This is a genomic window from Modestobacter sp. VKM Ac-2983 (assembly GCF_026967885.1).
Lineage (GTDB): Bacteria > Actinomycetota > Actinomycetes > Mycobacteriales > Geodermatophilaceae > Modestobacter.
Genome location: NZ_JAPVBK010000006.1, coordinates 1 through 21666, shown reverse-complemented (window position 1 = coordinate 21666; position 21666 = coordinate 1). Strand labels below are relative to the sequence as shown.

General features: G+C 73.1%; 22 protein-coding genes. 7 read left to right on the top strand and 15 right to left on the bottom strand.

Annotation, left to right across the window (positions count from 1 at the left end; translation table 11 throughout):
• Window positions 1-29: 29 nt before the first annotated feature.
• Genes O2W18_RS20420 through O2W18_RS20410 form a run of 3 tightly spaced genes read right to left on the bottom strand, consistent with a single transcriptional unit; the run spans window position 30 to window position 2384 of the window.
• Complete coding sequence (locus O2W18_RS20420) at window positions 30-416, bottom strand: PPOX class F420-dependent oxidoreductase (protein WP_269189254.1); 387 nt, start codon at window positions 414-416, stop codon at window positions 30-32.
• Window positions 413-1054, bottom strand: a complete 642-nt coding sequence (gene lipB / locus O2W18_RS20415; protein WP_269189253.1) for a lipoyl(octanoyl) transferase LipB — start codon at window positions 1052-1054, stop codon at window positions 413-415. Before lipB ends, O2W18_RS20420 begins: the two co-directional genes overlap by 4 nt.
• 55 nt (window positions 1055-1109) lie before the next feature.
• Complete coding sequence (locus tag O2W18_RS20410; RefSeq protein ID WP_269189252.1) at window positions 1110-2384, bottom strand: FAD-dependent oxidoreductase; 1275 nt, start codon at window positions 2382-2384, stop codon at window positions 1110-1112.
• 118 nt (window positions 2385-2502) lie between these two features.
• Between O2W18_RS20410 and O2W18_RS20405 the strand changes: the two genes are divergently transcribed.
• Window positions 2503-4173 carry a serine/threonine-protein kinase gene (locus tag O2W18_RS20405; protein ID WP_269189251.1) on the top strand — a complete coding sequence of 557 codons (1671 nt, stop codon included), beginning with the start codon at window positions 2503-2505 and terminating at the stop codon, window positions 4171-4173.
• A gap of 2 nt (window positions 4174-4175) precedes the next feature.
• On the opposite strand, the gene O2W18_RS20400 is transcribed toward O2W18_RS20405, so the two are convergent.
• From O2W18_RS20400 to lpdA, 3 genes are all read right to left on the bottom strand, one after another.
• Window positions 4176-5081 carry a TIGR01777 family oxidoreductase gene (locus O2W18_RS20400; RefSeq protein WP_269189250.1) on the bottom strand — a complete coding sequence of 302 codons (906 nt, stop codon included), beginning with the start codon at window positions 5079-5081 and terminating at the stop codon, window positions 4176-4178.
• 86 nt (window positions 5082-5167) lie between these two features.
• Window positions 5168-7024, bottom strand: a complete 1857-nt coding sequence (gene sucB / locus O2W18_RS20395) for a 2-oxoglutarate dehydrogenase, E2 component, dihydrolipoamide succinyltransferase (protein WP_269189249.1) — start codon at window positions 7022-7024, stop codon at window positions 5168-5170.
• A gap of 105 nt (window positions 7025-7129) precedes the next feature.
• A complete protein-coding gene (gene lpdA, locus O2W18_RS20390) occupies window positions 7130-8512 on the bottom strand; it encodes a dihydrolipoyl dehydrogenase (RefSeq protein WP_269189248.1) in 1383 nt (460 codons plus the stop codon).
• A 159-nt stretch (window positions 8513-8671) separates the two neighbouring features.
• On the opposite strand from lpdA, the gene O2W18_RS20385 reads away from it, so the two are divergent.
• Window positions 8672-9034 carry an oxidoreductase gene (locus tag O2W18_RS20385; RefSeq protein ID WP_269157052.1) on the top strand — a complete coding sequence of 121 codons (363 nt, stop codon included), beginning with the start codon at window positions 8672-8674 and terminating at the stop codon, window positions 9032-9034.
• 42 nt (window positions 9035-9076) lie between these two features.
• Here the strand turns inward: O2W18_RS20385 and O2W18_RS20380 are convergent, their stop codons facing one another.
• Window positions 9077-10591, bottom strand: a complete 1515-nt coding sequence (locus O2W18_RS20380; protein ID WP_269189247.1) for a leucyl aminopeptidase — start codon at window positions 10589-10591, stop codon at window positions 9077-9079.
• A 69-nt stretch (window positions 10592-10660) separates the two neighbouring features.
• Here O2W18_RS20380 and gcvT point away from each other — a divergent pair, with 69 nt between their 5' ends.
• The gene (gene gcvT, locus O2W18_RS20375) at window positions 10661-11779 is read left to right on the top strand and encodes a glycine cleavage system aminomethyltransferase GcvT (protein ID WP_269189246.1); all 1119 of its coding nucleotides are present in this window, start codon (window positions 10661-10663) and stop codon (window positions 11777-11779) included.
• Window positions 11780-11795: 16 nt separating this feature from the next.
• Here gcvT and O2W18_RS20370 read toward each other — a convergent pair whose 3' ends face one another.
• The 3 genes from O2W18_RS20370 to O2W18_RS20360 form a co-directional block, all read right to left on the bottom strand.
• On the bottom strand, window positions 11796-12953 hold the full coding sequence (locus tag O2W18_RS20370; RefSeq protein WP_269189245.1) for a YihY/virulence factor BrkB family protein: 1158 nt from the start codon (window positions 12951-12953) through the stop codon (window positions 11796-11798).
• 71 nt (window positions 12954-13024) lie between these two features.
• Entirely contained in the window at window positions 13025-13699 is a 675-nt protein-coding gene (locus tag O2W18_RS20365) for a DUF3618 domain-containing protein (protein ID WP_269189244.1), read from the bottom strand.
• Window positions 13696-14139 (bottom strand): phage holin family protein, encoded by a 444-nt coding sequence (locus tag O2W18_RS20360; RefSeq protein WP_269189243.1) that lies wholly within the window; start codon window positions 14137-14139, stop codon window positions 13696-13698. Before O2W18_RS20360 ends, O2W18_RS20365 begins: the two co-directional genes overlap by 4 nt.
• A gap of 155 nt (window positions 14140-14294) precedes the next feature.
• Between O2W18_RS20360 and O2W18_RS20355 the strand changes: the two genes are divergently transcribed.
• Window positions 14295-14507 (top strand): hypothetical protein, encoded by a 213-nt coding sequence (locus O2W18_RS20355; protein WP_269157046.1) that lies wholly within the window; start codon window positions 14295-14297, stop codon window positions 14505-14507.
• 77 nt (window positions 14508-14584) lie between these two features.
• Here O2W18_RS20355 and O2W18_RS20350 read toward each other — a convergent pair whose 3' ends face one another.
• Window positions 14585-15568 carry an aldo/keto reductase family protein gene (locus O2W18_RS20350; protein ID WP_269189242.1) on the bottom strand — a complete coding sequence of 328 codons (984 nt, stop codon included), beginning with the start codon at window positions 15566-15568 and terminating at the stop codon, window positions 14585-14587.
• A 95-nt stretch (window positions 15569-15663) separates the two neighbouring features.
• Entirely contained in the window at window positions 15664-16278 is a 615-nt protein-coding gene (locus O2W18_RS20345; RefSeq protein WP_269189241.1) for a DUF3043 domain-containing protein, read from the bottom strand.
• 202 nt (window positions 16279-16480) lie between these two features.
• On the opposite strand from O2W18_RS20345, the gene O2W18_RS20340 reads away from it, so the two are divergent.
• On the top strand, window positions 16481-16837 hold the full coding sequence (locus O2W18_RS20340) for a HesB/IscA family protein (RefSeq protein ID WP_269189240.1): 357 nt from the start codon (window positions 16481-16483) through the stop codon (window positions 16835-16837).
• A gap of 103 nt (window positions 16838-16940) precedes the next feature.
• Here O2W18_RS20340 and asnB read toward each other — a convergent pair whose 3' ends face one another.
• The 3 genes from asnB to O2W18_RS20325 are packed head-to-tail and all read right to left on the bottom strand — an operon-like array spanning window position 16941 to window position 19656.
• Complete coding sequence (gene asnB, locus O2W18_RS20335; RefSeq protein ID WP_269189239.1) at window positions 16941-18875, bottom strand: asparagine synthase (glutamine-hydrolyzing); 1935 nt, start codon at window positions 18873-18875, stop codon at window positions 16941-16943.
• 51 nt (window positions 18876-18926) lie between these two features.
• A complete protein-coding gene (locus O2W18_RS20330; RefSeq protein WP_269189238.1) occupies window positions 18927-19301 on the bottom strand; it encodes a DUF3817 domain-containing protein in 375 nt (124 codons plus the stop codon).
• The gene (locus O2W18_RS20325) at window positions 19291-19656 is read right to left on the bottom strand and encodes a metalloprotease (protein ID WP_269157040.1); all 366 of its coding nucleotides are present in this window, start codon (window positions 19654-19656) and stop codon (window positions 19291-19293) included. The genes O2W18_RS20330 and O2W18_RS20325 overlap by 11 nt, the downstream gene beginning before the upstream one ends.
• 308 nt (window positions 19657-19964) lie before the next feature.
• On the opposite strand from O2W18_RS20325, the gene ctaC reads away from it, so the two are divergent.
• Both ctaC and O2W18_RS20315 read left to right on the top strand, forming a co-directional pair.
• Window positions 19965-20840 carry an aa3-type cytochrome oxidase subunit II gene (gene ctaC / locus O2W18_RS20320; protein WP_269189237.1) on the top strand — a complete coding sequence of 292 codons (876 nt, stop codon included), beginning with the start codon at window positions 19965-19967 and terminating at the stop codon, window positions 20838-20840.
• 33 nt (window positions 20841-20873) lie between these two features.
• The gene (locus O2W18_RS20315; protein ID WP_269189236.1) at window positions 20874-21275 is read left to right on the top strand and encodes a cytochrome c oxidase subunit 4; all 402 of its coding nucleotides are present in this window, start codon (window positions 20874-20876) and stop codon (window positions 21273-21275) included.
• Window positions 21276-21666 lie beyond the last annotated feature (391 nt).

Genomic DNA, 21666 nt, shown 5'->3' with positions numbered 1-21666 from the left:
TGGGGAGACCGGCACGGGGCCGAGGGGCCTCAGGCGGTCGGGGTGATGCGGATCATCGTCTGGCGTTCCCGTCCGCGGTGCGTGACCCGCGCCGCGATGCGGGAGGTGCCGTAGGTGATCCGCCACTGCCAGCCGTAGCGCCGGGCGAGGGCAGCTCGCGCATGGGCCCACTCGGCGGGGTCGAGGAACTCGGCGACAGCGTCGACGGCGGGGCCCTCGAGCCGGCCGCGCATGTCGCACGGCGCGACGGTGACCCGGCTGGTGTGCCGCAGTCGCTTGACCTTGCCGGAGTCCGCCCGCGTCCAGACCACGAGCGCGTCGCCCTCGGGCGCCGCCCAGACCGGGGTGGGCACCGCCTCGCCGGTGCGCCGGAAGGTGGTGAGGCTGACGTACCGGCTGGTGGGGAGCCGGGTCACGCGACGGAGGTGCGGGTGAGCGCGCGGCGCATCGCGGTCTCGACCGTGTCCATGACCTGGGCGACGGTGACGTCGCGGCCGAGCTCGACGCTCAGCGAGGTCGCCCCGGCGTCGGGGATCCCGCACGGCACCATGTTGGTGAAGGCGGCCATGTCCGGGTCGCAGTTCAGCGCGAAACCGTGCATCGTGACGCCCCGGGCGACCCGGACGCCGATGGCGGCGATCTTCCGGTCGGGGCCGCGCTCGTCGGCCCGGACCCACACGCCGCTGCGCCCCTCGACCTGCTCGGTGGCCAGGCCGAAGCTGCCGCAGACCTCCATCAGGGCCCGCTCCAGCCGGCGTACGTGTGCGACCACGTCGACCGGGTCGGGCAGGGCGACGATCGGGTAGCCGACCAGCTGGCCGGGACCGTGCCAGGTGATCTTGCCGCCTCGGTCGACGTCGATCACCGGGGTGCCGTCGAACGGCCGCTCGTGCGGTTCGGTCCGCTTGCCCGCGGTGTAGACGGGTGGGTGCTCCAGCAGCAGCAGCGTGTCCGGGCCGGTGCCGGCGACGCGTTGCTCGTGCAGCTCACGCTGCTGCGCCCAGGCCTGCTCGTAGGGGACCAGACCTGCTCGGACGACCACCAGCTCGCTCATGCCGCCGAGCGTATGCCGTGCACCGCCGCGCGTGCGCCCGACCGCCGATCCGTGCTCAGCCGGTCCCCGGGTCGGTGGTGGTCGGGCCGGTGGCGGTCGGGAGCGGGGTGCCGAGGCGCCGGAGCACGGCCCGCGCGGTGCGGGCCCCGCTGGCCATCGCGCCCTGGATGGACGGGGTGTCGCGGTGGTCTCCGCAGACGAACAGCCCACCGCCCAGGTCGACCGGGCGTCGGTGCTGCAGCGGGGGAGTGGCCGCCGGCTGCGCGCCGGTCACCGTGACGGTGGTGAGGTGCTCGAGGTCGGTGGTGGCGACACCGTGCAGGCGCGCCACCTCCGCACGGACGTCGGGCTCCCGGGTCGGCGCCAAGGTCGAGCTGGCGACGAGCGCCCGGCGGTCGGGGCTGTACGCAGGCTGCGCATCCGAGACCACCGCGCTGTTCACCAGCTGACCACGGGGTTGCCCGAGCACGATCAGCGGCGCCGACCAGGGCGACTCCGGCAGCACGTGCAGGTGCGTGGTCACCTGCCGGGGCGCCGAAGCATCGACCCCGGGGAGCAGGGCGGCGGCGGTGTCGGCGTCGGTCGCCACCACGACGACGTCGGCGGCCGTGGTGCCGGCGTCGGTGTGGACCGCACGTTCCTCCACGCGCGTCACGCGGACACCCAGGTGCACCCGGTCGGCGGGGAGTCGGGCGGCGAGCTGTTCGCCGATCGACTGCATCCCACCGGCGGGGAGGCCGACCCGGCCCCGGACGAAGCTGCGCCAGACCAGGTCCAGGTAGCGGCTGGAGGTCTCGAGGCGGTCCTCCAGCAGGACGCCGGCGAGGAAGGGGCGGAGGAACACCTCGAGAGCCTGCTCGCCGACGCCGGCGGCACGGAGGGCCTCGTCGGCCGGGCGCTCCCGGGCCGCGAGCAACCGGGACACCGGTGCGTAGCCGGCCCGGGCGGAGAAGGCGGCGAGCGCGGCCGCTCGGTGCGGCCCGCCCAGGGGCGCCCGCAGGGTGTCCACGACGGTGCCTGGGTGCTGGCGGGGGTCGACCACCCGGTGGGCGCGTCCGTCGACCCGGACCACCGCGCCCGTCCAGAACCAGCCCAGGTCGAGCGCCGGCAGGTCGAGGTCGGCGGCTCGTGGGTAGCCGGTGTTGAACACCTGGAACCCGCGGTCGACCAGGAAGCCGTCGACCCGGGAGGTGGACAGCCGGCCGCCCGGGTGCTGGGCGGCGTCGACCAGTTGGACGTCGCACCCGGCGGCGGCCAGCCGGGTGGCCGCACTCAGCCCGGCCAGGCCCGCACCGACCACGACGACCTCGGCACGGGGTGGCAGCGACATGACCTGAACGTAGGCGGTCCCGGGCCATGTCGCCCTGCCCCGTGGCGGATCTGTGGACCGGCCCGGAGCCTGTGGACGAGCCCAGCGGGGGACTGCCCGTCGGCCCTACGGTCCCGGCATGCCTGCGCAGCCCTCCCCGTCCGCGGCTCCCGTCGTGCCCGGCTACGTGCTCGAGGAGCTCCTGGGCCGGGGTGGCTCCGGGCAGGTGTGGCGGGCCCGGCCGCGGTCGGGTGGCCCGCCGGTCGCGGTCAAGGTGCTGGTGCGGGGGGATCCGGAACGGCAGGAGCGCGAGGCCGGGCTGCTCGGCGAGCTCGACCACCCGCACCTGGTGCGGCTGCACCACGTCGTCCGCCGGGAGGTGCGTGACGGCCCGGCGCAGGTGGCGTTGGTGCTCGACCTGCTCGCCGGCGGCAGCCTCGCAGCCCTGCTCGCCCGGCGGGGGCGGTTGCGGCCGGGCGAGGTGGTCACGACGGTGGCCCCGGTGGCGGCCGCGCTGGCCCACGCCCACGAGCGGGGGGTCGTGCACGGCGATCTGTCGCCGGGCAACGTCGTGTTCACGGCCGAGGGACGCCCGGTGCTCACCGACCTGGGCACCGCCCGGCTGGTCGGGGACACCGCACGGGCGGAGGTCACCCCGGCGTACGTCGACCCGGTGGTGGCCCGCGGCGGTGCGCCCGGGCCGGCGTCGGACGTCTTCGGCGTCGCCGCGGCGGCCTTCCACGCGCTCACCGGGGTCGCCCCCTGGAACGCCGCGGACCCGGCGGGCACGCTGGCCGTCGCGGCGGGCGGTGAGATCCCGGACCTCGCCCTCCTGGCCCCCGAGGCACCCGAGGAGCTGGTGCGCGTGGTCCTCCGCGGCTTGTCGGCCGAGCCCCATCTGCGGGGGTCCGCCGCTGCGTTCGCCCTCGACCTCCGCCACTCCTGCCGGCCGGAGCCGGTCCGTCTCCCGGTGGCCGGCGTGCCCGATGGCGAACTCGGGGCCACGGGGCAGGGCCCACGGACCGAGCTCACCCACCAGGTGCCCGGCCGCCGGCCCCGCGCCGCGCACGCCGTGCCGGTTCCCGACGGCCGGTGGGCGCAGCTGCGAGGGCGGCTCGGTGACCGGGTCGCCGCCGCACGAGGGGGCAGCGACATGGGAGTGGGTCCGCTGGTCACGGGTGCGCTGCGGCGCGCGGCGACGGCCGGCCTGGTGCTCGTCGCCGTCGCGGCCGCGCTGGCCGTGGTGACCTGGCTCGGAGCGAGCTGGGGTGGGTCCAGCGCCGACCCGGTGCCGGCCGCGGGCCGGGCCGCGGCGGGCACCGCGCCCCCTCCGCCCACGACACCGACCTCCCCGGACGGGGATGCGGATGACGGCTCGGCGTCGCCGGCCGACCGGTCGGCAGCCCCGGTCGGGGACGCCGAGTGGGCTGCCGTGCTCAGCGACCTCTACGTCCGGCGCAGCACGGCCTTCGTCGAGGCCGACCCGACGCTGCTGGCGGAGGTGCACGCGTCCGGCAGCGCACTGCTGGCTCGCGACACCGAGCAGGTCCAGCAGCTGGTCGGCGCCGGCCAGCGGCTGGACGGCTTCGCGCCCCGGCTGGTCCGCCTGGTCGAGGTGACGGCCCAGGGGCCCACCCGGGTCGAGGTGCAGCTGGTCGACGCGCTGCCGGCCTACCGGGTCGTGCGAGCCGGTGAGGCCGAGCCCTCGGTGGTCGCCGAGGTCCCTGCCCGGGGTGAGGCGCCGGTCCGGCTGGTCCTCGAGCGCGCGGCTGACGGCTGGCGGGTCGCCGACGCCGTGCTGGGCGGGTGAGCTCAGCGCGCGGCGACGGCGGCGCGCAGTGCCTCTCGGAGGTCCTCGTGGGTGAACCGGAACCCGGCGGATCGCAGCACCTCCGGCACGGCGCGCTGGCCGGCCAGGACGCCCACGTCGGCGAACTCCCCGAGGGCCAACCGCAGGGCGAAGCCCGGGACGGTGAACACCGCGGGCCGGTGCACGACGTCGGCGAGCGCAGCGGTGAACTCCGCGTTGGTGGCCGGGCTGGGGGCGGTGAGGTTGACCGGACCGGACACCGGGGCGGTGAGCAGGAACCGGATGGCGTCGACCTCGTCCTGCAGGCTGATCCAGGGCATGTACTGCCGACCCGAGGCGAGCTTGCCGCCCAGGCCGAGGCGGAACAGCGGGAGCAGCCGGCCGAGCAGACCGCCGGGGCCGAGGACGAGGCCGGTCCGCAGTGTCGCGACCCGGACCCCGGCGGCGGCGGCCGGTGCTGTCGCCGCCTCCCACGTCACACACACCTGGGCCAGGAAGTCGTCGCCGGCCGGCGCGGTCTCGTCGACCACCCGCTCGCCGGTGTCGCCGTACCAGCCGACCGCGGACGCCGACAGCAGCACCCGCTCCCGGTCGGGGTCGGCAGCGGCCGCATCGACGAGGGCCTGGGTCACCGTGGCCGTGCTGTGGACCCGGCTGGCCAGCACCTGCTTCTTGTGCGCGTCCGTCCAGCGCCGGTCACCGACCCCGACGCCGGCGAGGTTGACCACGGCGTCCACGTCGGTCAGCAACCCCTCAGGGATGCCGTGGTGCGCCGGTTCCCAACGGTGCTCGTCGGCGGTGCGCGGGGTGCGGCGCACCAGACGCAGCACCTCGTGCCCGTCGGCCACCAGCGCCGGCACGAGCGCGGATCCGATCAGCCCGGAGGACCCGGTGACCGCCACCTTCATCGAGTGCTCCTTCGGATCTGTGCGCGGGCCTGCGTCAGGCGGACGACGAAGGGCCCCGGCCGAAGCCGGGGCCCTTCATCGGTGGATCAGGAGATGCCCAGGTCGGCCTGGAACTGCCCGCCTTCGAGCCGTTCCTTCACGGTGGTGAGGAAACGGGCGGCGTCCGCGCCGTCGACGATCCGGTGGTCGTAGCTCAACGCCAGGTACACCATCGAGCGGACCGCGATCACCTCGCCGAGCTCGGGGTCCTGGACCACGACGGGGCGCTTCACCACCGAACCGACACCCAGGATGGCCACCTGGGGCTGGTTGATGATCGGGGTGTCGAACAGCGCTCCGCGGCTGCCGGTGTTGGTCAGCGTGAAGGTGCCACCACCGAGCTCGTCCGGCGTGATCTTGTTGGTGCGCGTCCGCTCCGCCAGATCGGCGATCTTCCGGGCGATGCCGGGCACGTTGAGGTCGCCCGCACCGCGGATGACCGGCACCAGCAGGCCACGCTCGGTGTCCACGGCGACGCCCAGGTTCTCGGCGTCGTGGTAGGTGACCGTCCCGGCCTCGAGGTCGACCGAGGAGTTGACCACGGGGTGCGCCTTGAGGGCCTCCACCGCTGCCTTGGCGAAGAACGGCAGGAACGACAGCTTCACGCCCTCGCGGGCGGCGAAGTCGTTCTTCACCTGGTTGCGCAGGTTCGCGATCCGGGTGACGTCCGCCTCGACGACGGTGGTGAGCTGCGCGCTGATCTGCAGCGACTCGACCATCCGCTTGGCGATGACGGTGCGCAGCCGGGACAGCTTCTCCGTGTTCCCCCGCAGCGAGGAGTCCGGGGTGGCGGCCGGCGACGGGGTGCGCGCACCACCGGAGGAGGCAGCGGCCGGCGCGGCGGCCGGCTCCTTCTTGGACTCCTCGGCAGCGGCGAGCACGTCCTGCTTGCGGATCCGGCCACCGACACCGGTGCCGGTCACCGATCCGAGGTCGACGCCGTGCTCCGCGGCCAGGCGGCGCACCAGGGGGGTGACGTAGGCGCCGCCGCCGTCGGGTGCCGGTGCCGCGGCGGGCCGCGATGCGGGCGCGACGGCCTCGGCCGGGGACGGCTGGTCGGTGGGCGACTCGGTCGGCATGCTCCCGCTGGAGCCGTAGTCGGCACCGGGCTGGCCGGTGTCGGTGTTGGCCTCGACGGGCGTCGGCTGGCTCGCCTCCGGAGCCGCCTTCTCCTTCGGCTTCTCCTTCGGAGCCGGCTTCTCCTCGGCGGCGGGCTCCGCCTTCGGCTCGGACTCGGCCTTCGCGGAGCCGCCACCGGAGCCACCGATGACGGCCAGCTCGGCGCCGACCTCCACGGTCTCGTCCTCGGCCACGACGATCTTGGTGAGCACACCCGCCACGGGGGAGGGGATCTCGGTGTCGACCTTGTCGGTGGAGACCTCGAGGAGGGGCTCGTCGACCTCGACCTGGTCACCCTCCTGCTTCAGCCAGCGGGTGACGGTGCCCTCGGTGACGCTCTCGCCCAGCGCCGGCATGGTCACCGAGGTGCCCTCGCCGCCAGAGCCACCCGAGTCGCCGTCCTGCTCGGCGGCCGCGGGGGCCGGCTGCTCGGCCGGGGCCTCCTCGGCCGGCTCGTCCTGGGCCGGCTCCTCGGCAGCGGCGGTGTCCTCGGCCGGTGCCTCCTGGGCGGGGGCGTCCTCTGCCGGGGCGCCGGCGTCGCCGCCGTCCTCGCCACCGATCACGGCCAGCTCGGCGCCGACCTCGACCGTCTCGTCCTCGGCCACGACGATCTTGGTGAGCACACCCGCCACGGGGGAGGGGATCTCGGTGTCGACCTTGTCGGTGGAGACCTCGAGGAGGGGCTCGTCGACCTCGACCTGGTCACCCTCCTGCTTCAGCCAGCGGGTGACCGTGCCCTCGGTGACGCTCTCGCCCAGGGCGGGCATGGTGACGGACGTCGGCATCGAAGGCAGGTCTCCTCAGGTCGTGGGGTGGTGCTGAGCGGTGGTGCTGTGCGGGTGGTGCTGTGCGGGTGGCGCTGTTCAGCCGGTGGTGCTGAGCAGGTGGTGTCAGTTGTGCGCGTGCAGTGGCTTGCCGGCCAGGACCAGCGCCGCCTCGCCGAGGGCCTCGCTCAGCGTCGGGTGCGGGTGGATCAGCTGGGCGACCTCCTCCGGGAGCGCCTCCCAGTTGTAGACCAGCTGCGCCTCGGCGATCATGTCGCCGACCCGGCTGCCGACCATGTGCACGCCGACCACCGGTCCGTTGCCGGCGACGCGGATCAGCTTGACCGCACCGGCCGTCTTCAGGATCGCGGCCCGGCCGTTGCCGGCCAGGTCGTAGGTGGCGACCTCGATCTCGCCGTGCTTCTCCTTGGCCTGGGCCTCGGTCAGGCCGACGGAGGCGACCTCGGGCTCGGAGTAGGTGACCCGCGGGACGCCGGCGTAGTCGATCGGCACGACCGGCAGTCCGGCCAGCCGCTCGGCGACGAGGATCCCCTCGCCGAAGCCGACGTGCGCCAGCTGCAGGGTCGGGATCAGGTCACCGACGGCGGAGATGGTCGGCACGTTGGTCTGGCAGTACTCGTCGACGAGGACGTACCCGCGGTCCATGGCGACCCCGGCCTCCTCGTAGCCCAGGCCCTGGCTGACCGGGCCGCGGCCGACGGCGACGAGCACCAGCTCGGCCTCGTACTCCTTGCCGTTCTCCAGGGCGACCTTCACGCCGTCGGCGGTGGTCTGCACGCTGGCGACCCGACTGCCCAGGGAGAAGTCGATCTTGCGGCGGCGGAAGGCACGCTCCAGCAGCTTGGAGGACGACTCGTCCTCCAGCGGGACCAGGTGGGGCAGGCCCTCGACGATGGTCACGTCGACGCCGAAGGACTTCCACGCGCTGGCGAACTCGCAGCCGATGACCCCGCCACCCAGGACGATCGCCGAGGCCGGCACGCGGTCGAGCTTCAGCGCGTGGTCGCTGGTGATGACCTTGGTGCCGTCGATCTCGATGCCCGGCAGCGAGCGGGCGTAGGAGCCGGTCGCGAGCAGGACGTGGCGCCCCTCGTAGGTCGCGTCGCCGACCTGGACCGCGGTGGGGGAGACGAGCTTGCCCTCGCCCTCCACGTAGGTGATGCCGCGGCTCTTGATCAGGCCCTGCAGACCCTTGTGGTTCTTGGTGATGACGCCGTCCTTGTAGGCGTTCACCCCGTCCATGTCGATGCCCGAGAGGGTCGACTTGACGCCGAACTGCTCGCCCTCGCGGGCGTTGTCGGCGACCTCGGCGGTGTGCAGCAGGGCCTTGGTCGGGATGCAGCCGCGGTGCAGGCAGGTTCCGCCGACCTTGTCGCGCTCGATCAGGACGACGGACATGCCCAGCTCCGCCGCGCGCAGTGCGGCGGCGTAGCCACCCGAGCCACCACCGAGGATGACCAGGTCAGCGGGGGTGGTCGGTGCGCTCACGGCTGCTCCTCAGTGCTGGGTGTCCCGGAGTCCTCCGGGCACGGCGATCCTGCGCGTGCCCATCCTGCCACTCCGGGGAACGACGCGTTCGGATGCTCCGTTGCACTCCCCGAGTGCGTCGCGGAGCAGCCCGCGACCGGCGAGGACTGGAGCAGTGCGATGGGGCTGATCGACCGGCTGCGTGGCCGCCGCGGCAGCAGCGGGGCCGCCGGGAAGGGCCGTGGCCGGCGCGGCACGCTGGACCGCGCGTCAGGGTCGGCGGACCTGAGCCACCTGGAGCAGTTCGTCGCCACCCGGCGGGGCGTCGAGGGGTACGTCGAGCCCCGCACCGCGGTGACCGAGACGACGATCCTGCTGGTCGCCGCCGACGGGGAGTGGACGCGCCGGCGGATCGACGGCCCGGAGACCGCCCGCAAGCTGTCCCGGGACCTCACCGTCCCGGTCTACGACGCACAGATCACCGGCTACCCGCAGCGGATGCGCGACTGGAGCGCCCGCCAGAAGGCGGACGACAAGCTGTAGTGGCTGGGCCCCCCACCCCGGCAGGGGCGGGGGGCCGTCAGCTCACTGGGCCGCGATGAGGCCCTCGATCGTCGCGAGCAGGGTGCGGACCGGGACACCGGTGCCGCCCTTGGGCGTGTAGCCCCAGGGCGCCCCGGTGTTGTAGGCCGGGCCGGCCACGTCGATGTGCGCCCAGGGCAGCCCGGCGGGCACGAACTCGGACAGGAAGTGCCCGCCCACGAGCATCCCGCCCATCCGGTCGGCGTTCGCGTTGACCATGTCCGCGATCGGGGAGTCCAGCCCCCGGCGCAGCTCCGCCGGCAGCGGCATCGCCCACATCGGCTCCCCGCTGCGCCGGCTGGCCGCGACCACGGCGTCCCGCAGGTCGTCGCTGCCCATCACGCCGGCGGTGCGGGTGCCCAGGGCGACCAGCTGCGCGCCGGTCAGCGTCGAGGTCTCCAGCAGGTGGGCGGGGGAGTCCTCGACGGCCCGGCAGATGGCGTCGGCGAGCACGACCCGGCCCTCGGCGTCGGTGTTCGTGATCTCCGCCTTCTTCCCGTTGCGGAACGTCACCACGTCGGCCGGGCGGTAGGCGGTGCCGCTGGGCATGTTCTCGGCGATCGGCACGGTGGCGGTCACGTCGACCGGGAGGCCGAGCTCGGCGACCAGGCAGATGGTGGCGATCACGGCCGCGGCACCGGCCATGTCGCTCTTCATGTCCTCCATCTTCGCGGCGGGCTTGATCGAGATGCCGCCGGAGTCGAAGGTGATGCCCTTGCCGACCAGCGCGACGCTCGTCAGCGCCTTCTTGCCCTTGTACTCCAGGCGCAGCAGCCGCGGCCCGCGGCTCGAGCCGCCGCCGACGGCGAGGATGCCGCCGTACCCGCCCGCGGCCAGGGCCTTCTCGTCGAGCACCTCGACCGACAGCCCGGCCTTCTTGCCGGCCGCGGCTCCACGGGCGGCCAGCTCGGCCGGGTACAGGTCGTTCGGCGGGGCGTTGACCAGGTCGCGGACCAGGGCGACGGCGTCGGCGACCGCCCGCACCCGGGCCAGCGGCGCCTTGGCAGCGCCCGCGTCGGGGACGACGAGCTCCACCGAGGACGGCGGGGAGGGGCGGTCCGCCGGGAGGTCGGACTTGTAGGCGGTGTACTCGTACGCCCCGAGCAGCGACCCCTCGCCGACGGCGTGCAGCCGGTCGGCGTCCGGTGCGCCGCCCACGGCGGCGAGCAGGCTGACCAGTGAGCTGCGGCCGGTCAGCGCGCGGCTCGCGGCCCCGGCGGCCCGGCGGACCGCCTCGGCGGAGTACGAGCCGTCGGCCTGCGGGGCGCCCAGCCCGGCCACGGCCACGACCGGGAAGGGGCCCTGGCCGAAGGTGGGCAGCTTGGTGACCTCGTCCTCGGCCCCCCGGGCGCCGAGATCGGCCAGCGCGGCGAGGAGCCGGCCGCCGAGGAGCCGGTCGACCGCATCGGCCCCGGGCGTGGACACCAGGCCGGCGGGTCCCTTGCCGACCCCGACGACGACGGCGTCGGCGGTCAGCTTCTCGAGCGGGCGGTCGGTGGCGGAGACGGTAGGCGGCACCCGACGATCGTAAGGAGGTGGTGAGGACGGCGTACGACCGGCAGGTCGCCGACCACTAGCGTGCTGACGGTGAGCCCCTTGACCTCCCCGCTGCACGATCGCCACGTCGCCGCCGGCGCGAAGTTCGCGGACTTCGGTGGCTGGTCCATGCCGATCGAGTACGCCGGTGGTGGCGTGCTGGCCGAGCACACCGCCGTCCGGGAGGGGGTCGGGCTCTTCGACGTCTCGCACCTGGGCACCGGCACGGTGCGTGGCCCGGGGGCCGCCGAGTTCGTGAACGCCTGCCTGACCAACGACCTGGGGAAGATCGGGCCCGGCCAGGCCCAGTACACGCTGTGCTGTCTGCCCGACGGTGACCCGCAGGCCGGGGGAGTGGTCGACGACCTGATCGCCTACCTGCACGGCCCGGACGACGTCCTGCTCGTGCCGAACGCCGCCAACGCCGCCGACGTGCTGGCCCGGCTCTCGGCCGAGGCGCCGGCGGGCGTCACCGTCACCGACCGGCACACCGAGGTCGCCGTCCTCGCCCTGCAGGGTCCGCGTTCACCCGAGGTGCTGGCGGCGGTCGGCCTGCCCGGCGGGCTGTCCTACATGTCCTTCGCGGAGACGCCCGGCTCCGGCGGGGACGAGGTCACCGTCTGTCGCACCGGTTACACCGGGGAGCACGGCTACGAGCTGCTCGTCGCCGCCGACCGTGCCGCCCAGCTCTGGGATGCGCTGCTGGCCGCCGGCGCGCCCGAGCAGATCCGGCCGTGCGGTCTCGGCGCCCGGGACACCCTGCGCACCGAGATGGGCTACCCGCTGCACGGCCACGAGCTGTCGCGGGACATCACGCCCAACCAGGCGCGGTCGGGCTGGGCCGTGGGCTGGGGCAAGAGCGCCTTCTGGGGGCGCGAGGCGCTGCTGGCGGAGAAGGCGGCCGGGCCGGTCCGTCAGCTGTGGGGTCTGCAGGCGCCCGGCCGGGGCATCCCGCGGCCGGGGATGCTCGTCCTCGGCGCCGACGGCTCGCGGATCGGGGAGGTCACCAGCGGCACGTTCTCCCCGACCCTGCGGACCGGGATCGCGCTGGCGCTGCTGGACAGGTCCGCCGGCGCCGCGGAGGGCGCAGAGGTCGCCGTCGACGTGCGGGGGCGGCCTCAGGCGGTCGTCGTCCGCCGTCCGCCCTTCGTCCCCTCGCACGTCCGCTGAGGCGCTGCCCGGCCGGTCACTTGGCCGGCACCGGCGGGTCGGGCACCTCGTCGGCGACCACGGCGTCCCGCCTGCCCATCGGCTCGGGGTCGCCCTGGGTGGTGTCCCGCGCGGTCTGGTGCTCGGTCTCGGCGTTGATCTCCGCGCCCAGCAGCACCAGGTAGCAGGTCAGGTAGAGCCACAGCATCAGCACGATGACGCCGGCGATCGCGCCGTACGTCTCGTTGTAGGAGCCGAAGTTGTTCACGTAGAAGCTGAACGCGACGCTGACGACGGCCCAGATGAGGGTGACCACCAGCGAGCCGAGGCTCACCCAGCGGATCTTCGGCGCGTCCCGGTCCGGGGCGACCCGGTAGAGAACGGCCAGCGAGCCGATCACCACGCCCAGCAGGAGCACCCAGCGCAGGGCCTGCGCGAGCACCGTGCCGACACCGCCCAGCGGGAGCGCATCGAGCACCACCGGGACCACGGCGATGAGGGCGAAGGTGAAGAGGATGAACACGATCGCGCCCAGGGTGAGCACCAGGGAGAGCGCGCGCAGCTTGAGGAAGTTGCGCGTCTCGACCTCGTCGTAGGCGATGTTCACCGCCTTCACCATGTTGCTCACGCCGCCGGACGCCGTCCACAGCGCACCGAGCACCGAGGCGATCAACCCGAAGGTGAGTGCCCCGCCGGCGTTGCTGGTGATCTCGGTCAGCTGCTCGGTGAGGATGTCCTGGGCGTTGTCCGGGAGCTGGTCGGACAGCGACTCGATCTGCTGGGTGACCTGCTCGGGGGAGGCGACCAGGCCGTAGATCGAGATGGTCGCGATCAGCGCCGGGAAGATCGAGAGGAAGGCGAAGAAGGCCACCCCACCGGCGATGATCGGCATGTTGTCGGCGTTGTTCTCCGCCCAGGACCGCTTGACGATCTGCAGCCAACCGCGCTTCGGGATGTCCGTCGGGCGGTCGGCGTCGATGCCCGGCATCTCCTGGGAGTCGGGCACCTCCGGGGCCGGCCGGGCGGCTTCCCGCCGCTCGCCGCGGACGACGGCCGACGAGGAGGCACCGCTGCCCTCGCCGTTGCCCGCGGCACGCGCCTCCGTGGCCCGCAGTGCGGCCCGCCGCTCGGCCTTCTCCTGGACCCGCGCGCGGATGTTCTCCACGGCGCTGCCCTGCCGCCCGTCGTCGACCATCGGTCCCATCCCCTTGTCTCGGGTCTGCAGGTGGAACGGTGGGGTCCGGTCATCCGGACCCCACCGGCGGTTCAGCGGCTCAGCTGGGCCAACGTCCGCCGCCACCCGGAACGACGGCGCGGCAGCCGCCGGCCGGCAGCCCGCTGGGTCGCCGAGACCCGCTTCACCGCGACGCGCTCGCCGGCCCGCAGCCGGGCAGTGGCGGCCTGCTGCGTGGCGGACAGCTGCTTCGAGGCCGCCCGCTCCGCCGCGGAGAGCTGCGTGGTGGCGCTGCGCTTGCGTGCGCTGAGGCTCGCGATCGCAGCCTTCCGGCGCGCCTCGGCTCGCTTCGCGGCCTTCTTCCGGGCGACTGCCCGCTCCTTGCCGGCGCGCTCGGCCGCCTTCTTGGCCGCTGCGCGACGCCGGGCGGCCTCCTTGGCCGCCGCGCGCTCCGCGGCGGTCTGCCGACGCTTCCGTCGCCAGGCGAGCAACCCGACGAGCGCGGTGAGGGCGGCCACGCCGCCACCGATGACGGCGGGCGGGTTCTCCCGGTAGGTCTCGACCGCCGTGTCCTTGGTCCGGTTGGCGCTCTCCAGCGCCGAGCTCTTGGCCTGGTCGACGCGCTCCTGGGCCCGGGCCGGGACGTCGAGCCGGTGGCTCAGCTCGTCGACCGTGCGACCGAGCTGCTCCCGGGTCTGGTCGATGTCGGCACGGATCGCATCGGGGTCGGACTTGCCCCCCGGACGGCTATCGTCGGGTCCGGTCATCGGGATGCACTCTCCTTCACGGTGGCGACGTCGGTCTTGATGCTCGAGATGGCCTCGGTCGGCACCGGCGGCGCTGCCTGCTGGACGTCCTTCTTGCCGATGAGGGCCAGCACGCCGGCGACCACGAACAGCACCACGGCGACGACGACGGCGGCCAGCCAGCCCGGGAGGGCGAGGGCCAGGGCCAGCACTGCGGCGGCCACGAGCACCTGGAGTCCGAGGAAGCCGAACAGGCCGGCACCACCGAAGAGGCCGGCCCCCAGGCCGAACTTCTTCGCCTTGGCGCCGACCTCGACCTGGGCGAGGCGCATCTCGTCCCGGACCAGGGTGGTCAGCTGGTCGGACAGCTGACCGATCAGCTGACCGGTGGATGCGTTCTCGGGCGCGGGCGGAGGTGTCTCCACCCGGCTGGCGCCGGCGCTCATGATGAGCTGGCTCATTCGTCCTCCGCGGTGTCGGGCGTGGGTGGTGTCCTGCACCATGCCCGGGTGCTTACCGCGTAAACCAAGATCGCCAATGCGTGCGCCGGAGTAGTTGGCCCCGAGTCGCTCTGTTCGGGGCTGCCCCGAGGCGGCGGGATCGCTAGCCTGCCGCCATGAGCTGGACCTGGCAGCTGGAAGACCCCTCGGGTGCACCGATCGACCCTGCCGCGCTCGGGGTGGAGGTGCCCGAGTGCGACAACCAGGGCGACGCCGAGTCCTGGCTGGGGGAGGCCTGGCGTGACCTGCTGGAGCGCGGGGTCGCCACGGTGACGCTGCAGGAGGACGGGGAGCGGGTGTACGGCCCGATGGGCCTGGCGGCGAGCTGAACCGGGGCGGACGCCGCAACGACGTCCGCCCCGTGTCCTCGTCCCGCTCCCCGTGCTGAGCTCGGGAGGGGGCTCCGTCAGCCCCGCGAGGTCTTGGCGGGGTCGCGCACCACCACGTCGCCCAGGGCCTCGTCGATGCGGGTCATGACCTCCGGCGGCAGCTGGACGCCGGCGGCCTTGACGTTGTCGTGCACCTGCTCGGGCCGGCTGGCGCCGATGATCGCCGCGGCCACGTTGCTGTTCTGCAGGACCCAGGCCACCGCCAGCTGGGCCATCGACAGGCCCAGCTCGTCGGCGATGGGCCGCAGCTGCTGGACGCGGGTGAGCACGTCGTCGGTCAGGTAGTCCTTCATCGACCCGCCCACGGTGGCGTGCCCGCCGCGGCTGTCGGCCGGCGGCTGCTGACCGGGCATGTACTTGCCGGTGAGCACGCCCTGCGCCAGCGGCGACCAGACGATCTGGGAGAGGCCCTCCTGCTCGCTGGTGGGCACCACCTCCGCCTCGATGACCCGCCACAGCATCGAGTACTGGGGCTGGTTGCTGATCAGCTGCACCTTCAGCTCGCGCGCGAGCTCGGCAGCGGCGGCGATCTCCTCGGCGCGCCACTCCGAGACGCCCAGGTAGAGGACCTTGCCCTGCCGCACCAGGTCGGCGAAGGCGGTCATCGTCTCCTCCAGCGGTACCGAGGAGTCGTACCGGTGTGCCTGGTAGAGGTCGACGTAGTCCGTCTGCAGTCGCTTCAGCGACGCGTTGCAGCTCTCGATCACGTGCTTGCGGGACAGCCCGCGGTCGTTGGCTCCCGGGCCGGTGGGCCAGTAGACCTTCGTGAAGATCTCCAGGCCCTCCCGGCGCTGGCCGGCCAGCGCCCGGCCGAGGACCGACTCGGCCTTCGTGCCCGCGTAGACGTCGGCGGTGTCGAAGGTGGTGATCCCCGCATCGAGGGCGGCCCGCACGCAGGCGTGCGCGGCGTCCTCCTCGACCTGGCTGCCGTGGGTGAGCCAGTTGCCGTAGGCGATCTCGGAGATGGTCAGGCCGGAACGGCCGAGGCGTCGTGTGTGCACGGCTCGAGACGGTACTTAGACCCGTTAATGACCGGCGGCGGCCCCCGCCAGGGCGCCGCCCCGAGCGGAGCGAGGGGTGGGGGAGGGGGGTTTCCTCAGACCTCGGCGCCCAGCGGGACCTGCGGCTTGGGGAAGCGCCAGCGGCGGATCATCGTCGCCCGGCTGACGCCGTACCAGATCAGGCTGCGCATCTTCTGGTCGGTGTCCGGGAAGCGCTCCTGGACCTTTGCCTTGATCTTGCGGCCGAGGAGGAAGGAGTCCCCGATGATCACCAGGAAGAAGGCGAACCAGACGAACACGGTGTAGCTCTGCACGGCGGGGACCGGGATGAAGTAGCCGACCAGCACGAGTGCGGCCACCGCCAGGAAGAAGCTGCCGGCGTTGCGACGGGCGTCGACGACGTCCCGGACCAGCCGGCGCACCGGGCCGCGGTCCCGGGCGGGCAGCGCGCTGTCGTCGCCACGGGCGGCAGCGGCGCGGCTGCTGCCACGCCCGGCGGCCTGCTGTTCGCGCATCCGCTTGTACGCCTCCTTGCGCGTGGTCGGCGGCGGCGGCACCGGGCCGGTGCGACGACCCTGCGCCTGGTTGCGCCGAGGGGTCGGCCGGCCCTTGCCCGTCGTGCCGATCGCCGTCGACCCGTGCGGGGTGACGGCGGCGGCGTCCGGCGTCGTGTCGGAGGCGGAACGGCGGCCGGGCAGGCGGAGCTTCACGGCTGCGGAGTCTACGTGGCCGCCGCTCGTCGACGGGGGTCCCGGCAGGCGGTGTCCCTCGGGTGGGCAGTGTGCAGCCCGCCCGCTCTCCGATCGCGCCGTACAGTGGGAAGCAGCTCCGCCACGGCGGTGTTGGCCGTTCTGAGAGTCCGTCCCCGTGGCGGGCCGAGCAGGACACCCTCGAGTGTGGGAGGACCACGACATGACCGTGCAGGACACGCAGGCCCCCGGCGCCACCGGCGTCATCCTCAGCGACACCGCGGCCCTCAAGGTGAAGACGCTGCTGGAGCAGGAGGGTCGCGACGACCTGCGGCTGCGGATCGCGGTGCAGCCGGGTGGTTGCTCGGGCCTCCGTTACCAGCTGTTCTTCGACGAGCGCTTCCTCGACGGCGACGAGACCTTCGAGTTCGGTGGCGTCGAGGTCATCGTCGACCGGATGAGCATCCCGTACCTCAGTGGCGCGACGATCGACTTCGTCGACACCATCGAGAAGCAGGGCTTCACCATCGACAACCCGAATGCGGGCGGCTCCTGCGCCTGCGGCGACTCGTTCCACTGATCGTCGGCTAGCTCGAACGCACGAGGCCCGGCACCCCGCGAGGGGGCCGGGCCTCGTCGCGTCCGGGGCTGGGGAGTGCCTCCTCAGCTCACCCGGCCGCGGATCAGAGCCGGACCGGGTAGACCGGCTCCGGGATCTCCGGGGTGATGCGCTCCTCGACGAAGATGCCGTGCCAGATCATGAAGACCAGCACCCCCCAGACCTGCCGGGCGATCCGCTTGCTGGGCACCTCGGCCGCGCGCAGCCGGTCCAGCAGGCCGAGCACGTGGTCACGGTCGAGCCACTCGTCGGTCTGGCTGTCGGTCACGATGCCCCGGGCCCAGTCGTGCAACGGGCCGGCCAGGAACTCCGCCGTCGGGACCGGGAAGCCCAGCTTGCGCCGGTTCATGATCTTCGGCGGGACGATCTGCCGCATCGCCTGCCGCAGGGCGTACTTGGTCGCGTCCCCTCGGCTCGGCACCCGCATCTCCAGCGGCAGGCTGCTGGCCAGCGCGAAGACCTCCGGGTCCAGGAACGGCACCCGCAGCTCCAGGGAGTTGGCCATCGTCATCTTGTCCGCCTTGACCAGGATGTCGCCGCGGAGCCAGGTGAAGAGGTCGACGTACTGCATCGCCGTCACGTCGTCGTAGCCGGCCTCGCGGGTCTGCCGGTAGAGGGCCTCGGTGACGGTGACGTGTGAGAGGTCGGGGTCGCGGCCGGGCAGCAGCTGGGCGAGCTCGTCGGCGTTGAGGTTGCGGGCGTTGCCGTAGTAGCGCTCCTCGAGCGGGATCGACGCCCGGCGCAGCAGGTCCTGCCCCCGGACGCCCTCGGGGACCAGCCGGGACAACCCGCCCAGTGCGCGGCGGCCGGCGGCCGGGAGCTTCGACGCCCAGGCCAGGCTCAGGGGCTCCCGGTAGATCGTGTAGCCGCCGAACAGCTCGTCGGCCCCCTCTCCGGACAGGACCACCTTCACGTGCTTGCGGGCCTCACGGGCCACGAAGTACAGCGGCACGAGCGCCGGGTCGGCGACCGGGTCGTCCAGGTACCAGACGACCGTGGGGATGGCGTCGGCGAACTCCTGTGCGGTGACCTCCACCGGGACGTGCTTCACGCCCAGGATCGCCGCCGACTCCGCGGCGATGTCGACCTCTGAGGTGGCCTCCCGCTGGAAGCCGACGGTGAAGGTGACCAGGTCGGGGTTGTACCTGTGCGCCAGGGCGGCGACCGCGGTCGAGTCGATCCCGCTGGAGAGGAACGAGCCCACGGTGACGTCGGCGCGCATGTGCTTGGCCACCGAGTCCTCCAGCACCTCGGCGATCCGGTCGAAGAGGGCCTGTTCCGACCCGGGGGTGACCGGCTTGGGGACGAACGTCGGGTGGAACCAGCGCTTCGTCTGCAGCTCGCCGTCCGTGACGGTGAAGCTGGTTCCGCTCTCGATCCGCCGGATCCCCCGGTGCAGGGTGGCGGGCTCGGGCACGTACTGCAGCGTCAGGTAGTGCTGAAGGGACGCCGGGTCGACCCCGCCGGCCCCGGGGGTGCCGCCGAGCAGCTCCAGCAGGGCCTTCTTCTCCGAGCTGAAGACTAGGCCGCCGTCGGCCAGCCGGGCGGTGAACAGCGGCTTGATGCCGAAGGCGTCCCGAGCGCCGAACGCCGTCCCGGTCCGGGTGTCCCAGATGACGAACGCGAACATGCCGCGCAGTCGCGGGACGATGGCCTCGCCCCACAGGTGGTAGCCGGCGACGATCGCCTCGGTGTCGCCCTCGGTGGCGAAGGTGGCGCCGGCGGCCTTCAGCTCCGCACGCAGCTCGAGGTAGTTGTAGATCTCGCCGTTGAAGACGATCCGGTACCGGCCCTCGGCGTAGGGCATCGGCTGGGGGCTGCCCTCGATGTCGATGAACGCCAGCCGGTTGAAGCCCAGCACCGCGTGCCGGTCCGACCAGACCTCCCGGTCATCGGGGCCACGGTGCCGCAGGCACCGCAGGGCGTGCTGCACCCCGGAGACCGTCTGCTCGTCGACCCGTTCGGCGTCGGTGGACAGGTAGGCCAGCAGGCCGCACATGCGGGAGGTCTCCAGGTGGTGGGGGAGGGAACGGGGCCGACGGCCCCGGGGTCAGACGCGCTCGCCGGCGCGGGTCTTGCGGGTGGCGATCCGCTCGGCGAGGAACGACAGGACCGGCACCGTGCCGGCCAGCAGCACCAGCACCGAGCCCTGCAGCGTCCACCGGGCGCGGAGCGCCAGGTCGCAGGCGGTCACGAAGAAGATCGCGTAGAGCCAGCCGTGCGCGGTGCCGATGACCTCCACGGGGCCCTCGACCTCGGCGAAGTACTTCAGCGGGACGGCGACCAGGACGAGGGCGATCAGCAGGACGCCGACGACCCAGGCCATCACCCGGTAGCGGCGTAGGGCAGCCGGGACATCGTGCCCGACCCGGCGGGCGAGCGCGCGCGGGAGACGCGAGGTGGTCGCCGCGCGGTCAGCGGTCACTGCTGCTCCCGGGCCGGAGCGCCTTCTCGTTGAGCTCGGCGAGGTAGGCGTTGTAGGCAGCCAGTTCCGGATCGCCCGTGGTGTCGATCCGCGGCCGCTGGTAGAGCACCAAGGAGGAGCCGGGCTCGTCGTCCGCGGGGTCGCGGGCCAGCTCGTCCTTGCACATCTTGAGGTAGAACCCCAGGCCCATGAACCCGTAGAGCGGCCACTGGAGCGCGTAGCTCCAGTTGACGGCACCGCCACCGGCCTCGGCCTTCGTCAACTGCCAGTAGCCGAGGAAGAACGTCATCACGAAGAGCGCCACCACGACCAGGTGCATGAAGAGCCACCCGGGGCTGAGCAGGCGTCGGTACACGCCCGCGACTGTAACCGCCGGGACCGACGGCAGGCTGTCGCCCACGGCGTGGTCCGGAGCACGCCGACCCCACGCCGGCAGTGGGCGCAGGGCTCGCTGCGCGCCGGAGTGGACGCCACCGACCGCGTCCGACCAGCCGTTCCGGGCGACCCGCCGGGACCGTCCTCCCGGCCCCGGGACGACAGGCGGGGTCGGCTAGTCTCGGCGAGACTGTGGTCGGGGTGGGCAGAGCCCGTCGGGCAACCGAGGAGCACCCGCCGGTGAGACCGCGTGGCGTCGCCACGCGGGGGATGAGGAGGCAGCGGGCAGTGGCTCGACGCAGCAAGCTGGCGAAGGTCGCCGGGCTCGGTCTCCTGGGAGCGCTGACGCTCAGCGGGTGCGAACTGACGGGCAGTTGGGTCAGTTGGGGATGGCCTGAGGGCATCACCGACCAGGCCGAGGCGATGCACGACCTGTGGATCGGTTCGACGATCGCCGCCCTGGTGGTCGGCATCGGGGTGTGGGCGCTCATCGCCTACGCGACGATCCGGTACCGGAAGCGCGGGGACGAGCTGCCCCGGCAGACCGCCTACAACCTCCCGCTCGAGGTCGTCTACACGATCATCCCGTTCCTGATCATCGCGGTGCTCTTCTTCTTCACCGTGAACACCCAGAACGAGGTCCGTGACGTCAGCGAGGACCCCGACGTCACGGTGGCGGTCAACGCCTTCAAGTGGAACTGGCAGTTCGTCTACCCGGAGACGGAGACCGAGGCGGGTGAGGCGGTGTCGACCGTCGGCACCAGCACGGAGATCCCGATCCTCGTGGTCCCCACCGACCGGACGATCCGTTTCGAACTGGCCTCGGCGGACGTCATCCACTCGTTCTGGGTGCCGGAGTTCCTCTTCAAGCTCGACATCATCCCGGGCCAGGACAACGGCCGGGACAACGTCTTCGAGGTCACCGTCCGCGAGGAGGGCGCGTACGTCGGCCGCTGCGCCGAGCTGTGCGGCACCTACCACGCGTTCATGAACTTCGAGCTGCGGTCGGTCACCCCGGACCAGTACGAGACCTACCTCGAGGCGCGCGAGGACGGGCTGTCGACCTACGACGCCCTCGTGCTCATCGGCGAGCCGGGTGAGGCGGTCTCCACGGAGCCGTTCCTCCTCGAGCGTGAGCAGCAGGCGGTGGCCTCGGATGACTGACGCGATCACCCCGCACTACCTGGAGGAGCGGCCGTGAAGGTCGAAGCGCTCATCTTCAACTTGATCACGGTGTTCTGCCTGGTGACCGCGGTCGTCTACGGCTTCTGGGCGCGTGAACCCATCGGGACGACGGCCCTCGCCCTGTCCGGTGGCCTCACCGCCCTGATCGGTGGCTTCTTCTGGTTCGTGAGCCGCCGGATCGACGAACGCCCCGAGGACCGCAAGGACGCCGAGATCGCCGATGGGGCCGGCGAGCTGGGCTTCTTCAGCCCGGCGAGCTACTGGCCGTTCGGGCTGGCCTTCTCCGCCGGCATCATGGGCCTCGCGCTGGCCTTCTGGTACCCGTGGCTGGTGCTCGTCGGTGCCGTCGCGCTCATCGTGACCATCGGTGGGCTGCTGTTCGAGTACTACGTCGGGCAGAACGCACACAGCTGATCGCCAGCACGACCGCACGACTCAGCGGGGCCCCTTCCCAGTCGGGAAGGGGCCCCGCTCGGCGTCTGTGCCCGGACACCGACGAGGGGCAGGGCTCGAGGTAGCCGGGAACTGGTCGCCGACCTGCCTGGGCTGTGCCGGGCGGACCGAACGTCAGCCGAGCGTCCTGGGCGAGCGAACGGCTCCCGTCAGGACCGTGCATCCTCCGCCAGGGCCTTCCATCGTCGGAGGGAGACGCCTCGGCCGGGAAGCGGTTCAGGGCTGTGGGGAGACGCGCCGGCGTAGCGGAGGGCCTGGGCCTGCAGCGGGCCCAGCTGTGTCAACGACGGCTGAAAGTGGACCCCTCAGCGTCGGGTGAAAGTGAACCCCCTCCGGTGGTCAGTCGTCGGTG